Source organism: Vibrio sp. Y10_XG_PY6 (assembly GCF_024181795.1).
GTDB classification, from domain to species: domain Bacteria; phylum Pseudomonadota; class Gammaproteobacteria; order Enterobacterales; family Vibrionaceae; genus Vibrio; species Vibrio diabolicus.
The window spans coordinates 922815-939763 of record NZ_JAMZAQ010000002.1; the positions used below are offsets into that span (position 1 = coordinate 922815).

General features: G+C 43.9%; 21 protein-coding genes. 19 read left to right on the top strand and 2 right to left on the bottom strand.

Features of this window, described 5'->3' with window-relative positions; translation table 11 throughout:
- Nucleotides 1-205: 205 nt before the first annotated feature.
- A complete protein-coding gene (locus NL644_RS12730; RefSeq protein ID WP_065646409.1) occupies nt 206-1726 on the top strand; it encodes an aldehyde dehydrogenase family protein in 1521 nt (506 codons plus the stop codon).
- A 134-nt stretch (nt 1727-1860) separates the two neighbouring features.
- Here NL644_RS12730 and exsE2 read toward each other — a convergent pair whose 3' ends face one another.
- Nucleotides 1861-2166 carry a T3SS regulon translocated regulator ExsE2 gene (gene exsE2, locus NL644_RS12735; protein WP_114322281.1) on the bottom strand — a complete coding sequence of 102 codons (306 nt, stop codon included), beginning with the start codon at nt 2164-2166 and terminating at the stop codon, nt 1861-1863.
- Nucleotides 2167-2174: 8 nt separating this feature from the next.
- Nucleotides 2175-2621, bottom strand: a complete 447-nt coding sequence (gene exsC, locus NL644_RS12740; protein WP_005397386.1) for a type III secretion system regulatory chaperone ExsC — start codon at nt 2619-2621, stop codon at nt 2175-2177.
- Between the two features lie 387 nt (nt 2622-3008).
- Between exsC and NL644_RS12745 the strand changes: the two genes are divergently transcribed.
- The 18 genes from NL644_RS12745 to vopR all read left to right on the top strand — a co-directional run bounded on the left by NL644_RS12745 (nt 3009) and on the right by vopR (nt 16948).
- On the top strand, nt 3009-3416 hold the full coding sequence (locus tag NL644_RS12745) for a YscW family type III secretion system pilotin (RefSeq protein WP_114322282.1): 408 nt from the start codon (nt 3009-3011) through the stop codon (nt 3414-3416).
- A 615-nt stretch (nt 3417-4031) separates the two neighbouring features.
- Nucleotides 4032-4892: a helix-turn-helix transcriptional regulator gene (locus NL644_RS12750; protein WP_048626466.1), complete on the top strand. Its 861-nt coding sequence runs from the start codon at nt 4032-4034 to the stop codon at nt 4890-4892.
- Nucleotides 4893-5040: 148 nt separating this feature from the next.
- Nucleotides 5041-6021 carry a T3SS regulon anti-activator ExsD domain-containing protein gene (locus tag NL644_RS12755; RefSeq protein ID WP_006741518.1) on the top strand — a complete coding sequence of 327 codons (981 nt, stop codon included), beginning with the start codon at nt 5041-5043 and terminating at the stop codon, nt 6019-6021.
- Nucleotides 6022-6033: 12 nt separating this feature from the next.
- Nucleotides 6034-6462 carry a YscB family type III secretion system chaperone gene (locus tag NL644_RS12760; protein WP_074191269.1) on the top strand — a complete coding sequence of 143 codons (429 nt, stop codon included), beginning with the start codon at nt 6034-6036 and terminating at the stop codon, nt 6460-6462.
- Nucleotides 6450-8333 carry a type III secretion system outer membrane ring subunit SctC gene (gene sctC, locus NL644_RS12765; protein WP_114322283.1) on the top strand — a complete coding sequence of 628 codons (1884 nt, stop codon included), beginning with the start codon at nt 6450-6452 and terminating at the stop codon, nt 8331-8333. Before NL644_RS12760 ends, sctC begins: the two co-directional genes overlap by 13 nt.
- Before the next feature lie 5 nt (nt 8334-8338).
- Nucleotides 8339-9640: a type III secretion system inner membrane ring subunit SctD gene (gene sctD, locus NL644_RS12770; protein ID WP_114322284.1), complete on the top strand. Its 1302-nt coding sequence runs from the start codon at nt 8339-8341 to the stop codon at nt 9638-9640.
- Entirely contained in the window at nt 9627-9830 is a 204-nt protein-coding gene (locus NL644_RS12775; RefSeq protein WP_012841766.1) for an EscE/YscE/SsaE family type III secretion system needle protein co-chaperone, read from the top strand. Before sctD ends, NL644_RS12775 begins: the two co-directional genes overlap by 14 nt.
- Before the next feature lie 17 nt (nt 9831-9847).
- Nucleotides 9848-10096: a type III secretion system needle filament subunit SctF gene (gene sctF, locus NL644_RS12780; RefSeq protein ID WP_005395161.1), complete on the top strand. Its 249-nt coding sequence runs from the start codon at nt 9848-9850 to the stop codon at nt 10094-10096.
- Between the two features lie 3 nt (nt 10097-10099).
- Nucleotides 10100-10459 carry a YscG family type III secretion system chaperone gene (locus tag NL644_RS12785; RefSeq protein ID WP_005395153.1) on the top strand — a complete coding sequence of 120 codons (360 nt, stop codon included), beginning with the start codon at nt 10100-10102 and terminating at the stop codon, nt 10457-10459.
- Nucleotides 10456-11091 (top strand): YopR family T3SS polymerization control protein, encoded by a 636-nt coding sequence (locus NL644_RS12790; protein ID WP_114322285.1) that lies wholly within the window; start codon nt 10456-10458, stop codon nt 11089-11091. The genes NL644_RS12785 and NL644_RS12790 overlap by 4 nt, the downstream gene beginning before the upstream one ends.
- Nucleotides 11092-11099: 8 nt before the next feature.
- Nucleotides 11100-11444: a SctI family type III secretion system inner rod subunit VscI gene (gene vscI, locus NL644_RS12795; RefSeq protein WP_005377202.1), complete on the top strand. Its 345-nt coding sequence runs from the start codon at nt 11100-11102 to the stop codon at nt 11442-11444.
- Nucleotides 11444-12190, top strand: a complete 747-nt coding sequence (sctJ, locus tag NL644_RS12800) for a type III secretion system inner membrane ring lipoprotein SctJ (protein WP_086015689.1) — start codon at nt 11444-11446, stop codon at nt 12188-12190. The genes vscI and sctJ overlap by 1 nt, the downstream gene beginning before the upstream one ends.
- Nucleotides 12183-12848 (top strand): SctK family type III secretion system sorting platform protein VscK, encoded by a 666-nt coding sequence (gene vscK / locus NL644_RS12805; protein WP_253658445.1) that lies wholly within the window; start codon nt 12183-12185, stop codon nt 12846-12848. The genes sctJ and vscK overlap by 8 nt, the downstream gene beginning before the upstream one ends.
- Nucleotides 12827-13465 (top strand): HrpE/YscL family type III secretion apparatus protein, encoded by a 639-nt coding sequence (locus NL644_RS12810; RefSeq protein WP_006741524.1) that lies wholly within the window; start codon nt 12827-12829, stop codon nt 13463-13465. Before vscK ends, NL644_RS12810 begins: the two co-directional genes overlap by 22 nt.
- A gap of 185 nt (nt 13466-13650) precedes the next feature.
- Nucleotides 13651-14082, top strand: a complete 432-nt coding sequence (locus NL644_RS12815) for a CesT family type III secretion system chaperone (RefSeq protein WP_074191274.1) — start codon at nt 13651-13653, stop codon at nt 14080-14082.
- 3 nt (nt 14083-14085) lie between these two features.
- Nucleotides 14086-15249 carry a VopS family T3SS effector adenosine monophosphate-protein transferase gene (locus NL644_RS12820; RefSeq protein ID WP_253658446.1) on the top strand — a complete coding sequence of 388 codons (1164 nt, stop codon included), beginning with the start codon at nt 14086-14088 and terminating at the stop codon, nt 15247-15249.
- A 264-nt stretch (nt 15250-15513) separates the two neighbouring features.
- Complete coding sequence (locus NL644_RS12825) at nt 15514-15960, top strand: type III secretion system chaperone (RefSeq protein WP_253658447.1); 447 nt, start codon at nt 15514-15516, stop codon at nt 15958-15960.
- A 10-nt stretch (nt 15961-15970) separates the two neighbouring features.
- A complete protein-coding gene (gene vopR, locus NL644_RS12830; RefSeq protein WP_048626458.1) occupies nt 15971-16948 on the top strand; it encodes a type III secretion system effector VopR in 978 nt (325 codons plus the stop codon).
- Nucleotide 16949 lies beyond the last annotated feature (1 nt).

Sequence of the window (16949 nt, forward strand, 5' to 3'; positions counted from 1 at the left end):
TTTTGGAACACTTGAACATTGGTGTTCACACCATACATCCGCTCAAACATCGCTCACTTGGTTTGTTATCGCTTGGTAATCATAGTTTTACATTTAATTAACAACAAGTGTGGTGTAGTTGGCGTGTGACTTGCGTAATGCTCTTTGTGAACAGTGCGATACGACATTGCAATAACACATTGAACGAGAAACAAAAGGAAGAGTTATGATCTATGCACAGCCAGGTAGTGAAAATGCCATCGTTAATTTCAAATCGCATTACGATAACTTTATCGGTGGGGAATGGGTAAAACCAACGGGCGGTGAGTACTTTGATAATATCTCACCAATCAACGGACAAGCGTATTGTAAAGTTGCTCGTTCTGGCGAGGCGGATATCAACTTAGCATTGGATGCGGCACACAACATCAAAGCAAAATGGGCGAAAACCAGTGTGACTGAACGCTCTAACATCTTGCTGAAAATCGCTGATCGTATCGAACAGCATTTAGAAGAACTTGCAGTTGCAGAAACATGGGAAAACGGCAAACCAGTTCGTGAAACCTTGGCTGCGGATTTACCTTTGGTGGTGGATCATTTCCGTTACTTTGCTGGCTGCATTCGCGCGCAAGAAGGCAGTGCGGCGGAGCTGGATGAGCACACGGCAAGCTATCACTTCCCAGAGCCGATTGGCGTAGTTGGTCAAATCATCCCTTGGAACTTCCCTATGTTGATGGCGGCTTGGAAACTGGCACCGGCACTTGCGGCAGGTTGTTGCGTGGTATTGAAGCCAGCAGAACAAACTCCAACGTCGATTCTGGTTCTTATGGAAAAGATCGGTGATCTACTGCCTCCGGGCGTCATCAACGTTGTTAATGGTTTTGGTTCAGAAGCGGGCCAAGCGCTTGCAACCAGCAACCGCATTGCGAAGTTAGCGTTTACCGGTTCAACACAGGTTGGTAATCACATTCTAAAATGTGCAGCAGACAACTTGATCCCATCGACAGTTGAGCTAGGTGGTAAATCTCCAAACATCTACTTCTCAGATATTTTCGATTACGAAGATGAGTACCTCGACAAGTGTATCGAAGGTACGCTACTTGGTTTCTTCAACCAAGGCGAAGTTTGTACCTGTCCATCTCGCGTATTAGTTCATGAAGCGATTTACGATAAGTTTGTAGAGAAATTGACGGAACGTGCGCAGTTAATCAAGCAAGGTAACCCGCTCGATACCGATACTCAAGTAGGCGCCCAAGCTTCTCAAGAACAGTTTGATAAGATTTTAAGTTACCTGGAAATCGGCCGTGAAGAAGGTGCAAAAGTGGTCTTTGGTGGTGGTGTCTCTGAGCAGCCAGAGTCAATCAATCAGGGTTACTACATTCAGCCAACGATGTTGGAAGGCCACAATAAGATGCGTATTTTCCAAGAAGAAATCTTTGGCCCCGTCATTGCCATCACTAAGTTTAAAGATGAAGCGGAAGCTCTGGAAATCGCGAACGACACCGAATATGGCTTAGGCGCAGGCGTTTGGACTCGTGATGCGAACGTCGCATATCGTATGGGCCGTAATATCGAAGCTGGTCGAATTTGGATTAACTGCTACCACGCTTACCCTGCACACGCTGCGTTCGGTGGCTATAAAAAGTCAGGTATTGGACGTGAAACACATAAGATGATGCTGGATCACTACCAAAATACGAAAAACCTATTGATTAGCTACAGTGTTGATCCACTAGGCTTCTTCTAAATTGAAGTAGTTAACAAAGAAAAAGCAGTACTAACCAAAACCCCGAGCCTTCGGGGTTTTTTATTGCATGGGCTTGCGGGTGGGAGGGTGTATATACGTGAAATTTATATTTTGAACCCATTTATATTGCGTGATCAGGAACGTTGAATTACGGTCACTTTTCGTTCAAGTAGTTTTTCGACCGCGGTGTTTTGCTTTTCAAGACTAAACTGCTGATCAAAATCCAAGACGCGATTACAAGACTCAAGACTCGCAAACTGGTTTAAACACTCGCTAAGTTCTCTTTTAGAGCTCATTCGAGCCAAACTGCTTTCTGATGAAGAGAGTAGGGTCACTCTGCGGCCATGAAACGTTCCTTGTGGCAGAGCATCACTTTGCTGTGCTTGCTTTACTTCATGAACCGGTAAGTTAGTGTATTTAGATTGGATGTCGTTGGACATAGAGACACCTAAACTCTTAAGTCTAAAGTTTGTGGCATCGGAGCTACCTCAGCTGTGGCGACATGAGCAGACAATAACGACTCCCACGACTCACTTTGCGTCAACAATTCCGCCAAAGCAGTTTCAAAATACTCATAATCCAGTCGCTTAATGTTAATGAGTCGGTTTAAACAGAGTACATGTCGATGATTATCTAAACTAAAGAATAATTGATGCTCAGGCCAGTGATAATTAAAGGCTAGGAAAGAACGATAGAGATCGGAATTAACGATTTGAAGACCAACAATCTCAGCTTCGAGCTGGAGGGTTGTCGATTCAGGATGAAAGATGATATGCACTCTTAGATTATCATCAAACGCTAAGCTTACTTCATTTTCCGTTAGATGCAGTGCAGGCAAGCCTATTTGATGAGCAAACTTTAGCAAAATCTCATCGATAGTTTGGCGTGCTGACATAGGAATAGTCCCTTTTGAAATTTTATCAAGGAAAATATTAGATGTATCTCTTCGTGTTTATCAATATTGGTCGGTTGTTATTATATTTTGGTTTTTAATTTCGGTGAGCTAAATAGAACAGCGATAACAAATGTGCTCTGATGCATATTGTGGTGCTTCTTAGATATTTAAATATCTTTGTTCTCTAATATATCCGCCTAATTGAAAGTGTATTAAGGTGCAGTCACGATGAGTTAAATTAAATCTAATGTTAAATATGTGTTGTTGAAGAATGCGATTTATTGTCCGCTTGTAGTATAAATATAAGTTGATCTTTTATATTTTTACATAAAGAATTGTGTGAAATTAAAATGAACTAAGTCTATAAAATAAGTTTATGGTGTCATAATGAACAATTCTATGTGGGCTGGTTTTGTCGGACTATTCCTACTATGTGGGTGTAGTCAATCTGTGCCGATTGTAAGGGAAGGTAGCTTTGACACAAAGAGTCAGGCGACACTCTATGGTTGGGTTTCTGTCGATGGATACTTTCCACCTTCGATTACGTCTCTTGATGTGGAGATATGCAAAGTGATTGAAAATCAGTGCCTTAGGTCTGCATCGCAGCACTACCAAGGCGTTCAATTACCCGTACAGTATTCATTTTTAATTGCACCGATTCAAGCTGGTGACGGAAACATGAAGATAATTGGAAAGCTATACTCGAATGGGGAACTTGTAGCGGAAAAAGAAAAGAACTATTTATTTTCAGTGGAGGGAAAGCAGGAAAATTTGATGCTCGTGCCAAAAAAATAACCAGATTAAAAGTAATCGGTTACATTTAATTAGACCTTACTAAATTATTAAAAATAAAGATTTGCTCTTTCCTGTTGTGAAAGTTTTGTTGTTTTTTACAAACATTAATCACATGGCTTAAGTCATCGGGTCAGTTGTTTTTTAGACTTATACTTGTTGCAAAAATAGCATTCTTTATGATTATATCTCGCTCCTTGAACACGTTGGCTTGGCGTTTTAGGCTATAAAACATACAATTTTAAGATTTTGGAAATTTCAGTTTGTTCGATAAACGATACCATAATCTATTTAATCTTATTCTAATGTATAACAAAAATCCTAAACTTTAATAACGAAATGATATTTAAGTTTTGGCTAATAATAAACGCTATCTGATAAAAATAATAAAGACGGACAGCAGAGTTTACTAAGATAAACTTTTACCTTTAGGTAAGGGTAATGCTTAGGATATTCGCTAATTATTCGGGGGGTATGGTAAGTGATATGAACTTCTATGCTCTTTTCTTTGCTTCTTTAATTGATATAGCAGTACTTAGAAATAACAACAATCAAAGTATTGCTTTGAAAGTTTCTCAACACTCGTACTGAGAAACTCAAAATAATGAAGGGTAGAAAATGGATGTGTCAGGCCAACTAAACACAGAAAAGGTCGGCTCGAGCTCGCGAAAAATTCGTAGTTTTTCCCGCTATGAAAAATCTGACGAAGTATTTCACTCAGACCAATCTCACATTGTTGTCGTTCACAATGGTCAGCTTCGAGTTCAAACAGGTGATTGCACAATCGATGTCGCGGCAGAAAACGGGGTGTTTCTATCCCAAGGGGATTACTTATTCGAGTACTCGCCCATAGACGGGGCATACAAAGCGTCGATTATAACCTACGACAACGAACTCGTTAGTCAGCTATTACAGAAGCACAGTGATCTTTTGATGATGCTGCCCAAGGTAGATAAAGTTTGTTCTGGCTTGTTTACTTTTGGTTTGAACATACTCGTAGAGCAAGTGCTTTCCAGCATGCAGACGCTTGAGCAACAGGCGTATCCAGATGCGATCATGTGCCTAAAATATGAAGAGTTACTCATTCTTTTGCTGCACGGCAAAGGGGGAGAATCACTCTATGCGTTGCTGTCACAACAAACTAACCGAACATCGGAACGGTTACGTCGATTTATGGAACAACACTATCTCAAAGAGTGGAAGTTGACTGACTATGCGCAAGAGTTTGGTGCTAGCTTAACGACTTTTAAAGAGCTATTTAATGAGCACTATGGCATTTCTCCAAGAGCTTGGATCAGTGAGCGTCGATTGTTGCACGCTCATAAACTCCTGTTGACGAGCAAGATGAGCATCGTGGATGTGGCGATGGAGGCTGGGTTTTCTAGTCAGTCTTACTTTACGCAGAGTTACCGCCGTCGTTTTGGAACGACGCCAAGCCGTGTACGTTCGGGAGACGATCAAGTAGCTATCGCGAAATGAAATGACTTGGGACTAAAATTTTCTGACTAATTTTGAAAGTCACTCATCAGCGTAAATTCTATTATGCGTCATGTAACAACGAACGATTAAAAATTATTACACCTCTTTCTTTCTGGATCGTTCGAGAGGGGTGCGGAGACGAACATAAATGAAAAAGCAGCATTGGCGACGCCGTTCGCTTTTTCCAGACAGCATTGTGACACAACGGAAAGTGACTGTTTTGCAGAGAGGAGCTCGATATGAAAGTGCTTCTAGATCAACGCAGGATTTCAATGTTGTGCACGTCAATCACCGACAATTGTTGAGTGAAGGCGTCATTAATTATGAACAGTTATCTTTACTTCAGCGCTTGTTGGATAGAAGCGTCGTCGATAGCCTGTGCGCAAGCCAGTTGGTGAAAACGTATCAAAAGCTCGGTGCGTCGCTTGACCGATTCGCCATGCGTTTATTTTTGGAAATTGGGTCGCAGCTCAGTGATAGCCGCACACTCGTGACCTTTGAACAAAGACTGGAATACATCAACGCGCGTCTTGGTTTTCGCTTCAATTTAGCGGTGCCAAAAACGTTGATGCTTTGTTTTCATTTATCGCTAAACGAGTGGATTAACCGTCAAGTTGATCAAAGCGCTTTGCATGCCTCCATTAAAGTGGAACAGCTTATCAATCAGCTCGATATTCAAAAGGAATATTGGTCGAAACTATCGGGAGAGGACACCAGTGCGGTGTTTGTACAACAGCAACTCGATTTAATTGAGCGCCAACAACACCAGTTGAAAGATCAACTCGGGACGTTGAGTGAACAACAGATGCAAGTGATTGAATGTCATCGTTCGTTAATTGAGAAGTGGCAACCGTCCTTAGACGAGCTTAAAGGGTTCGCAGAGTACACTTCTACGACTGCTCAGTTTATCTCTGAGTGGAAAAAGTGGTGTTCGGAAGTTCGACTTGAAGCTCCTGAGCTGAACGAAGTCTGGGATGCATGCGATGTGGTTTACAACGACCAAAATGCGGTTGCGAAAGTATGGCAGTGGTTCAAGAGCATGCAAATTGTTGGCGACATCGATCACTACTATTTTGACACTCAAAGCGGCCAGTGCGGCCAGGCTTGCAATCACCTCAGCCAGATTTAAATAGGGCGTTAAATGTTAGATAAGATGATGAAATCTTTAGCGGAAACGCTAAAGGTAGGGGATTTTATTGCCTCAGAAAATGGCTCTTACAACATCGAGGTTGATCAGTTGTCACTGACCATCAAACAACACGCATCATGGTTTTTATGGGAAGCGGCTTTACCCTTCCAGTTTAAAGAGCATCTAGATTATCAACAAGAACAAGCGTTGCAACGTTGCATGCAGCTCTCATTAAAAACAATCCGTGAAGATGGCTGCGTACTAACAGCGAATGATGATCAGCAGCTGATTTTGCAAAGCAAAGTGAGGATCGAGGACTGTTCGATTGAGCTGTTCTCTTCTTTGCTTTCTAAGCACGTTAATCTATGTGAGCGTTATATGGCATTATTGGAGCAAGAGCGCGTGAACCACACGATTAATCATAATGTGTGGTTGCCATGATGCGAAAAGTCTTTCCGAACATCAGACGTGCTGCCACAAAGATACTGTTGTGTGCTGTGAGCTTTGCTCCGTTGGGATTCGCACAAGCAACAGACTTACACTGGCCCGAACAACCATTCCGATACTATGCAGATAACGACTCATTAAAAGAGTTGTTGAATAACTTTGGCGCAAACTATCGCGTTTCGGTTTCTGTGAGTGACAAAGTTAATGATCGAGTGAGTGGACGTTTTACTCCTGATGACCCGGCTGAGTTCCTCGACTACTTATCGCAAGTCTATAACTTGATGTGGTATTTCGATGGTGCCGTCTTACATGTCTATAAGGCGACAGAAACGCGCTCACGTTTACTCCAATTAGAATTATTGACCGCCAGAGAGCTACGAAGCACGTTAATTTCCACTGGAGTGTGGGATTCGCGCTATGGGTGGAGAGCCGCTGAAAGTAAAGGGTTGGTTTATCTTGCAGGTCCTCCACGTTATGTCGACTTAGTTGTACAAACGGCCGAAGCATTAGAAACGCGCCTGCTGCAGAAATCGAATTCAACCGACGAGTTATTCGTTGAAATAATTCCTTTGAAGTACGCTTCTGCAACGGATAGAGAAATTGCATATCGAGATCAGACCATTACGGTTCCGGGTATCGCATCGGTTTTAAAGCGAGTCGTGTCTGGTGTTCAAACTCAAGTGACGAGTGCGTCGAGTAAAGAAGTTACCAGTTCAGATAAGCCTGTAAAAAGCAATAAAACCGCCTCAGTTCATGGCGGAGCAACGGTTGAAGCAGAGCCGGGCCTTAATGCGATTATTGTTCGTGATACTCAAGCGCGATTACCGCTCTATCGCAAACTGGTCGCTCAATTGGACCAACCGCAATCAAGAATTGAAGTTGCATTATCGATTGTCGACATCAGTGCCAACGATTTAAGTCAGTTAGGCGTGGATTGGCGAGCGGGAGTATCTGTCGGAAATAATCGAATTGTTGATATCAAAACAACAGGGGATGTGAGTTCGGGTGATGTGACTCTCGGCAGCGGACAAAATTTTAAGTCTTTGCTTGATTCAACCAATCTGAATTACCTGTTGGCTCAAATCCGATTATTGGAATCTCAAGGCAGTGCTCAAGTGGTTTCAAGACCAACACTGCTAACCCAAGAAAATGTCGAAGCGGTACTGAACAACAGCAGCACGTTTTACGTCAAGCTGGTTGGGAAAGAGACCGCAGCACTGGAAGAGGTCACGTATGGCACGTTACTGAGAATTGTCCCGCGTATCGTTGGTGACAGGTTTGCTGCCCGACCAGAAATCAATCTGAGCCTTCATCTCGAAGACGGGGCAAAGATTACCGATGGTGGTGTCGACGACCTTCCTTCCGTTCGTAAAACTGAAATCAGTACGTTGGCGACGGTGAAGCAAGGACAGAGCTTGCTCATCGGTGGTGTGTACCGAGATGAAGTGAGTCATCAGTTACGTAAAGTACCACTGTTGGGAGACATCCCATATTTAGGTGCGTTGTTTAGAAGCAATACCAACACTAAACGCCGCACGGTGCGCATGTTTATTCTAGAACCGCGAATCGTTGTGGATGGTATTGGCGATAGTGTGTTGATTGGTAATGAGTACGATCTGCGACCAAGCATTGGTAAGCTCAACAACATTTCCAACAACAGTGCTGAATTTAAATCGGTCGTCGAAGTGTATAGCTGCACATCAAAGACTCAAGCAGAGCGCTATCAGCAAGACTTATTGTCACAGCAACAGTCGTCTCAATTGACGCAGTGCCAATTGCCGACAGGACAAAAGGGTTGGCGTGTAAAAGTATTGGAATGCGATGACTCACAAAGTGAGTGTGTGCGTCCATCAGAGGAGCCTTAACCGCGATGCAGCAATGGAAAATTCGTATTTTATCAGGCGTGCATTCCGGAATTGAAGTCACCTTACCTGAGGGCGCTCTTGTGCTTGGCAGTGACGACTTTATCGCAGATCTCGTGCTGTCTGATGCTGGGGTCGAAGCTAACCATTTCACGTTGGTTTGCCAGCAAGACTCGGTCATTTTACGAGGCTGCAAAGAGGCAAATATTAACGGTGAAAACATCTCTGTTGAAGATGATGGGATCGAGTTGTCACGCCATGCCGTTGTCTCTATAGGCGTTGTGAAGTTCGCACTGGGGTACGCAGAAGATGCGTTAATCGTGAGTAACGTCAGCGACGAATCTAGCGAACAGGATACACCTGTTGTTGCTGTGCAACGCTCTAGCTGGAAAAAAACAACGCTCATCGCCTTGCTTTGTAGTTTTGTCCCGAGTGTTATTTTTGCTGGTATGTGGTACAGCCAAGCTAACGGAAACAATAATGAGACTGTCACAGAAGCAGAACCCATTGTTTTGGTGCGCAACATCTTAGGCGAGCTCAAACTTAGCGACGTTCGTGTTGAATGGAATGCCGCCGCACGCCAAGCGGTTTTGGAAGGCTATGTTGAAGATCGAACTCAGAAACTCGATCTGCTTGGTCGAATTGATGTACTAGGTATCAATTACAAAAGTGACTTAAGAACGATGGAAGAAATCCGTCGCGGGGTTCGATTTATTTTGCGAAACCTCGGCTATCACCAGGTGAAAGTCGAAAATGGGGATGAGACGGGCACACTGTTACTGACGGGTTATATCGATGATGCAAGCCGCTGGAACCAAGTTGAGCAAATTTTAGAGCGAGACGTACCGGGCCTAGTAGCGTGGAAGGTTGAACTGCAAAGAGCGGGTGCCTACATGGATACGCTAAAAGCCTTATTGACGGATGCAGAGCTACTGAAAAAAGTCCAGTTGGTTACCAGCGGTGATCGCATCGAAGTACGCGGGGAGCTTGATGATATCGAAACGACTCGATTTTACGGTGTGACTCGAGACTTCCGAGAACAATATGGTGAAAAACCATATTTAGTTTTGAAATCCATACCTAAGGTGAGTAAAGGCACCAACATCGATTTCCCGTTTCGTAGCGTTAACTTTGGTCAGGTTCCATATGTGATTCTGACCGATAACGTTCGTTACATGGTTGGTGCAAGAACGCCTCAAGGCTACCGCATATCCAGTGTTACGCCTGCTGGCATTGAGCTGGTCAAAGGCGGGCGGGTGATAACAATAGAACTCGGATACGAGGGCGAGACGAACAATGACAAATCTTGAACAAATTTTAAATAACGACAAAAACGGTGCGGAAGTGCACAAGATTAAGAGCAAGCTCTTAGAAGCACAAGCGGTGGTGAAACGTCAGTTGGATTTAGGGTGCTCACCACAGCAGTACCAATTGCTACTCAAACAGTATGAAGCTTACACCGCCGCACATGCGGTCGTTGAATCATACGAAGCGAACTAAAAATACGAGGAAGTCTTATGTCATTTTACGATGCTAGTAACAGTGTAAACCTTGATGATGTTAAAGCTAAGTTAGAAAAACAAGCGAAAGATGCCAACACAGAAGTGACGACTGCCATCAAGAACCTAGAAACAAACGCCGATGATCCATCTAAGCTGGCTGAACTTCAGCACGCGATCAACAAATGGTCTGTTGTTTACAACATCAATGCGACCACCACTCGTGCGATTAAAGATGTGATGCAGTCGATTCTCCAGAAGGTATAAAGCATGGAACGAGAAATGCGCCAATTGCTGGCTGAAATCGCGCTGATGGCAACCGGTATGCATCGTCATCAAGAAGCTAACACGATTGCGGACGGCCTTGAAGCAAGCTCTGGTTCTGAAGAGACCGTGGTGATGATTCGTACAATGAGCCTTATGAATAAAGGCTTGTACGAAGAGGCTCATCAATTGCTCGAACCACTTTGCAACGCCTATCCAGATCTGATCAGTTTAGCGGCCCTTGCTTCCGCCAAAGCTGGTTTATTGAGCAAAGCGGAAAGTTGGGTAGAACTCGCATCACAGGGAAGCGAAGAAAGCCAAGCATTTGCTGCAAGCTTTTCTCAGGACATTAGGAACCTTGGATGATCGTTGATTCAAGTAATCTAACTCTTCAGCCTCAACCTCTGCGCCAATCGGAGTCGCGCCATTATGAGCGGAGCGATGAAGATAAGATGAATGTGCTCATGGAGCGTAATGCCAAGCAAGCGGAAGCCTCACACGCCTCTCCAAAAGAGACGTTAGAGAAAACAGAAGCGAAACTGGCGGACATCAAAGCGTGGTATGAATCACTAAAAGAAGCAGATGTTGTCAGTAAACAAAGCGTCTTATCATCGTTGAATGAAGCGTTCTCCGATCCTCAAGTTAAACGAGAGGCAATGTGGTACGCCTTTTATGAGGCGAAGAGTGCAAAGGGCACCGAACACCCGCAAGCCGATTTATTAAAGGTGTTGAAGCAGGAGTTGCTAGGGGATTTTTCGGGCCAGCTTATTGCCGAGCCACCTGTCGATAAAGCAGCACTTAAAGAAATGTTGGCGCAGCATTTTCCACTTGGTGCCCAGAAAGAACAAGCCTTGTGGCACTGTTGGGCTGAGTTGAAGTCGTTACCTGGTATGGCATCAACACTGGACATGGTTCGTGATGAGCTTAGCTTCATGATTCAAAAAAATGCGATGGTGAAAAACATCGTGACTCATAGTCACAAGTTAGATTTGTCTTAGGAGTACATATGATAAACACGCAGTACACCGAGGTGATGCAAACCAACATTGATAAGTTGCAGGATGCACAAGTCGAGGACGGTTTAAGTGAACGTTTCGAACAAGCTATGTCGGTTCCCGAGGCGAATAATGGCTTGGAGGGCGGTTTGCTCGAAAACATCAGCGAGTTAAAAAATACTATCGATAACGCGAAAAGTAACCTGCAAGACAACATGAAGATGGTGGGTGATGATCCGGCGCAATTACTGCAAATGCAGTGGGCACTGACGCGCATTACTTTTCAAGAAGAGCTGATCGCGAAAACCGTGGGTAAAACCACACAAAATGTAGAAACCTTATTGAAGGCACAATAGTGATGATGAATAAAATGAGAGCGGTTTTCATCATGCTCACGTTGTTTCTGGTGGGGTGTCAGACCGAGCTGTACACCAACGTAACTCAGAAAGAGGGGAATGAGATGTTGTCGATCTTATTATCCGAAGGTGTCGTTGCAACAAAAGAACCTGACAAAGACAACACCGTCAAGTTAATGGTAGACAGTTCTCAAATCGCCTTCGCTGTAGACGCGCTGAAGCGAAAAGGTTACCCAAGAGAGCAGTTTTCTACATTGAAAGAGGTGTTTCCCAAAGACGATTTGATCTCGTCGCCATTAGCAGAACGAGCACGTTTGGTGTACGCGAAATCTCAAGAACTTTCTTCAACCTTATCTCAAATTGATGGCGTGCTGGTGGCACGTGTTCATGTTGTTTTGGAAGATCAAGATCTACGTCCAGGAGAGCGTCCAACGCCTGCATCTGCCTCTGTGTTTATTAAACATGCGGCGGATATTGCGCTTGACTCGTATGTTCCGCAGATCAAATTATTGGTGAACAACAGTATTGAGGGGTTGAATTACGATCGAATCAGCGTAGTGATGGTACCCTCATCAGAGGTACGAGTTGCTACTCAAAACAATCAATTTAAAAGCATTTTGTCGGTTCAGGTCACCAAAGAGACGGCGAATAATTTTGTCGCCATCCTGGTGTTCTTGGTAGCTGCGCTTATCGGTTCAAATATCGCTACTTTTACTTGGTGCCGCAGGAACACAAAGCGTGGTTAAACCAGAAACACCACTCGCGCAGGTACAACATCAATTTAACTACGCGCCTTGCCAATACATCCATAAAAGTTGGATAGAACAGAAACAGCCTTGGTTATTAAATATTGAAGGTTGGAGAGATAACCCCATGTTTAACCAATGGTGCATAAATGAGTGGGCGTTATCTCCAGTTCCAGAGACGGCTTTTAACAAACCTTGCCATAGCTTGGCGTTGCTCCCAGCGGATGCGTTGAATCAACTCGTATTGATGGTGGGCGGAGCTTTACATTGTGTGGCAATGCGAGGCGTTGTTTTAAAACATCCGAAACAGGTTCTGAACAACGTCTTTGGATTGGAAGGCGCTCGGTTCTTGATTCAAAACGGGCCGATGTTGTTATCCAGTTGGCCGCAAGGTTGGCAACATCCGTTGCCAGAATCATTGGATGAGCGGTCTGTTGAAGCAAAAATGCAAGCGCTTGGGTACTCCTGGATAAGGTTTGTTTTAGTTAACTCGCCAGAAGACATTGTCCTGCGTTGGCAATTCAAACTAGAACAGCAGCTCAGCGAGAGTACGGAAATGGCTAGCTGGTTGGCAAAAGATCAGCTAGATCTGGCGTATCGACTCACAAAAAAAATCGCAAAACAGGTTATTCCCCAATGGTTTCATTTGTTGAAATAAAAACAGACAACTTGCAGCTGGCACCTGGCTTAAAGGTGCTGAAAGCGAAAGATTATGCCAGTTATCTTGATTCGCAACACTTAGTTGAAGCCGCGAACTCCAAAGCTGAAAGCATCATTGCTAATGCCCAACAAGCCTACGAAACCGAAAAACAACGTGGTTATCAAGATGGCCTTGCACAAGCCAAGATTGAAAATGCGCAAACGATGGTTGAAACCCTAGCGCGTTGTAATGATTACTATCAGCAAGTCGAAGAAAAAATGACAGGCGTGGTGTTGGAAGCGGTACGTAAGATCATCGATACCTTTGATGATGTCGATACCACGGTGAGCGTCGTGCGAGAAGCGTTGCAATTGGTGAGCAACCAAAAGCAGGTCATTTTACATGTCCATCCAGAGCAGGTTGTTGATGTGAGGGAAAAGGTGGCTGGTGTATTGAGTGATTACCCTGAAGTCGGTTATGTTGACGTGGTAGCAGACGCTCGCTTGAAAAATGGAGGCTGCATTCTGGAAACTGAAGTTGGGATCATCGACGCCAGTATTGATGGACAGTTGCATGCATTAAAGCAAGCGATGGTGAAGCAGCTCAGTGAGCGTAAAATTACGATTCATGAATAAATCTTAAAAACTCAGCACTTGCTGAGTTTTTTCATTTTAATGCCTTTAAACAAAAAAAATCCGACCATTTCTAAAATATTCACTGCCATAAATCCTTAAGAATACACCTAAGAAAGCTGCTTAGTTGATAAGTGTTGCAACCAAGCAGCGCCTCTAAAACAACAAAAATAGGATTATTTAGTCGAATGGCTAATGGATTTATAACTTCTTTACTGACAGATTTTGCCAGCCGCTGCCAACTGGAGTCGCTGGTTTTTGATGAGGATGATTGTTGTCATCTACTCATTGACCAAAACACAGCAATCACAATTCGCGCACAAGAAGATCGCCTGACACTTATTGGGCTGATTTCAGGCGATAAGCCGAGTGATGATGTTTTGCGTCAACATATGAAAGATGCCTTAACGCAAGGCTCTCCAGCGGTATTCTGGGAGGCAGAAACGGGATACATTGGTTTCACACACCTGCACCAGCAACTGTTAACTGCTTCTTTTCTTGATGAATCATTAGCGAATTTCATCGAATGGCTAAAAAGTGCGAACACGCAAAAAGTAATCAATAAAACAACCGAAGTCCCGGTAACGAGTACTACTCATTTTTCCACATTAAGGGTTTAAAACATGATCAGTTTTGGAAGTGTTAGCGCATTGCAGGTTGCCATGCCGCAAGCTCGCAACGAGATACTAAACGAAGGCAAGCTGAGTATTGGTGGCAAAGAATACCAAATCAACGCAGCGACCCAAGAATTTACTCGTACCAATCCTACTAATGGTGCGGTAGCGCGATTTTTTGAAGCGACAGGAAAATTGTTTCGCGAAGGCAGCTCACAATCGGTTGCGAAAGCCCTTACAAAAGCCGTATTTGATAATGAGCAAGGCCAAGCTCAGCGTTTACGAGCTGCTTCTTCTGTTGAGCATGGACAAATGTTCTTCAAAGATGGAAACATAAAAACCGCATCAGATGTATTAAATGCATTCGCGAAATTGGATAGCAAAACGGTCCAATCGCACTCTGCTGAGCTAAACCAGTTAGCGGAGCGAGCAATGACAGAATCAATGCTAGAAACCGATTCTGGTAAAAACCTCACGTCACTGATTGGCGGAAGTGCAGCGAAGTCGCTTGCTGGACGTGTAGTAAAAGACTATGGCGGTGGTGTGTCTGCAGCGCAGAAAAACCCGGCAGGTAGCATCAATCAAATGCAAGGGGTGTTTGATATGGAGGTGATGCATCTTAAATCGGCGCAACGTCATATCGAAGGTCTAGCAAGCACCGATCTAAGCCAAGGTGTATACGCTGAAGGACTGGCAGAGGACGCGTTTAACAAAAGTGGCGTCACCGATAATGTCGAACGAGCTGCGGCGTGGATCATTAATGCTTCTAACTCTAAAGGAAACGATGCCGAAAACATTACGTCTTTACTTAAAGAGTACGCGTCTAATGGTAAAGACTTATTGAATATGGACAACTTAAAAGAGCTACACGCTCGATTGGTACCTGATGTTGAACGTGACTACCGAGGGCCAAATATTTCGGGTGGTACTCTGCCTTCAAGTATTGGCGGTGAGGGGATGCTAAAGCAGCACATTGAAGAATTTTTGAAAGAAAACCCAGTGGCGGATAAAGACCTGGGTAAACACTTGTTTGCAGGAGTCATTGGGTATCACGGGTTCACCGATGGAAACGGTCGCATGGGACGCATGCTATACGCGATAGCAGAACTTCGTAACGACTCATTCAATCCTTTAGCTATGAATGCAGAGAACAGCCTTCACGGTATCAAGTAATCTTTCTCTTCTATTCAAATTTTAGAGCGGCGATTGCCGCTCTTTTCTTATTTCTTTATCCAACTTACTCTTCATTTTTCTACCTCGCTAAAACGGCTAATAGAAATAAAATTGAGACGTTTAAATAAAGCTCCTGTGTCTATCACGCCATAAAATCGCTCTTATCCTTATGAGCTTATTTAAATAAGCCGTTATACCCAAGTCGTCTCGCTGCATCAGATATTTCGAGGCTACTTAGGTATATTAAATTAGACAGGACACAACATGGATACAGGAAAGATTAATATGCTTCTCTCTGAATTGGGAGAAGTGCTGAACCTTGAACGCGTGACAGCGTATGACGATCAAATGTGGTCACTGCATTTTGCTGAAAATAACAGTGTCGATGTTCTGCTCGTGGAAGAAAAAGGCGAGTTGTTGATTTCTAAAAACCTGCACATAGAACAAGAGGATATTACGTTAGACAAACTTCAAGTTTTACTTGAATACAACTTCTTATATCGAGAAACCGGCGGTGTGCAGTTTTGCGTTAATCCAACCACTAAAGATGTGGATCTTCAGGTTGCCATTGCGGCCGAAAGTGAACTCACCAACATCGCTAATTTGATGATTCAACTGAATGAGCTAGTGGATACTTGGGCTCAGTTATTTCAGAACAATACGGTCGTAGATTTTAGCCAAACAGACGTACACGCATTTATTCAGGTTTAAGGCATCAAACATGGTCAATATTAATACATCACACATGCATTCGTTGAGTCAGTTAACGTCCCATTTGGCGACACAAAATCAAGCTGACGATAAAGAGGTTCGAGCGCATAATGGCAAAGATATTTTTGTTAAAGAAGGGGCGCCTAAAAACAAAAGCGTCAGCGCGCGTATTAGCCACCAGAATAAAGCGAAAGACATTGTGGTGAATCTGCTCACGAAGCAGGGCATTCCTAAAGACGTTGCGAAGTTGATGCTGCAAAATGTGTTGAACGGTGAAAACAAGTTAACGCTTGGTAGTCTGAAAAATCTTGAGAGATTGTCGTCTGGTCCGAGCTCACATTGGCCAGCCCCACAAACGGCGGCCTCTTCTTCTAAAGCGAATAAAACCTCATCGAGTGTAGCGCTGATCAACGAACATAAAACTAACCTTCAAAAGCTTGGTGATTTTGCCTGTACAGACTTAAATACATTTGGTGTAAAAGGTTCGCAGTTTTATGAAACCAAAGGAAAGCCTAGATTAGAAGCGCTTCACGCGAACCAAGCGCGAATCATGCAAGATCAACGAGCGACTATGTCCGCAAACGGAGTTCAAGCTGCAGCACAAAGAGGAACCGCACCGCAATTAAGCACTCTACAGAACATTGCTAAGGCAGTACAAAACGCGAAAGCCGGCTGCTGTACTACATTTGCCTTTGCTGCCGCTGCGGAGATGATTCAAGGCATGTCAGGCACACCTGAAGGTGAGCCTAAAGTCGAAGTGGTTGCGTTTAAAAAGGGTCATTCAGGTACACACCTTTATGTACTGGTTGGTCGACAAGAGGGGAGTGATATCAAAGATCCCTCAACATGGAGTAAGGATGTGAAAATTGTTGACCCTTGGGCCACATCCGCATTCGGTGCACCAATGTTTGGAGATGCGCAACGACCACCTGTTTCGAATATGTTCCCGCCAACAGAAGTCATTTTTGATAGCCATAAACTGGGTTAGT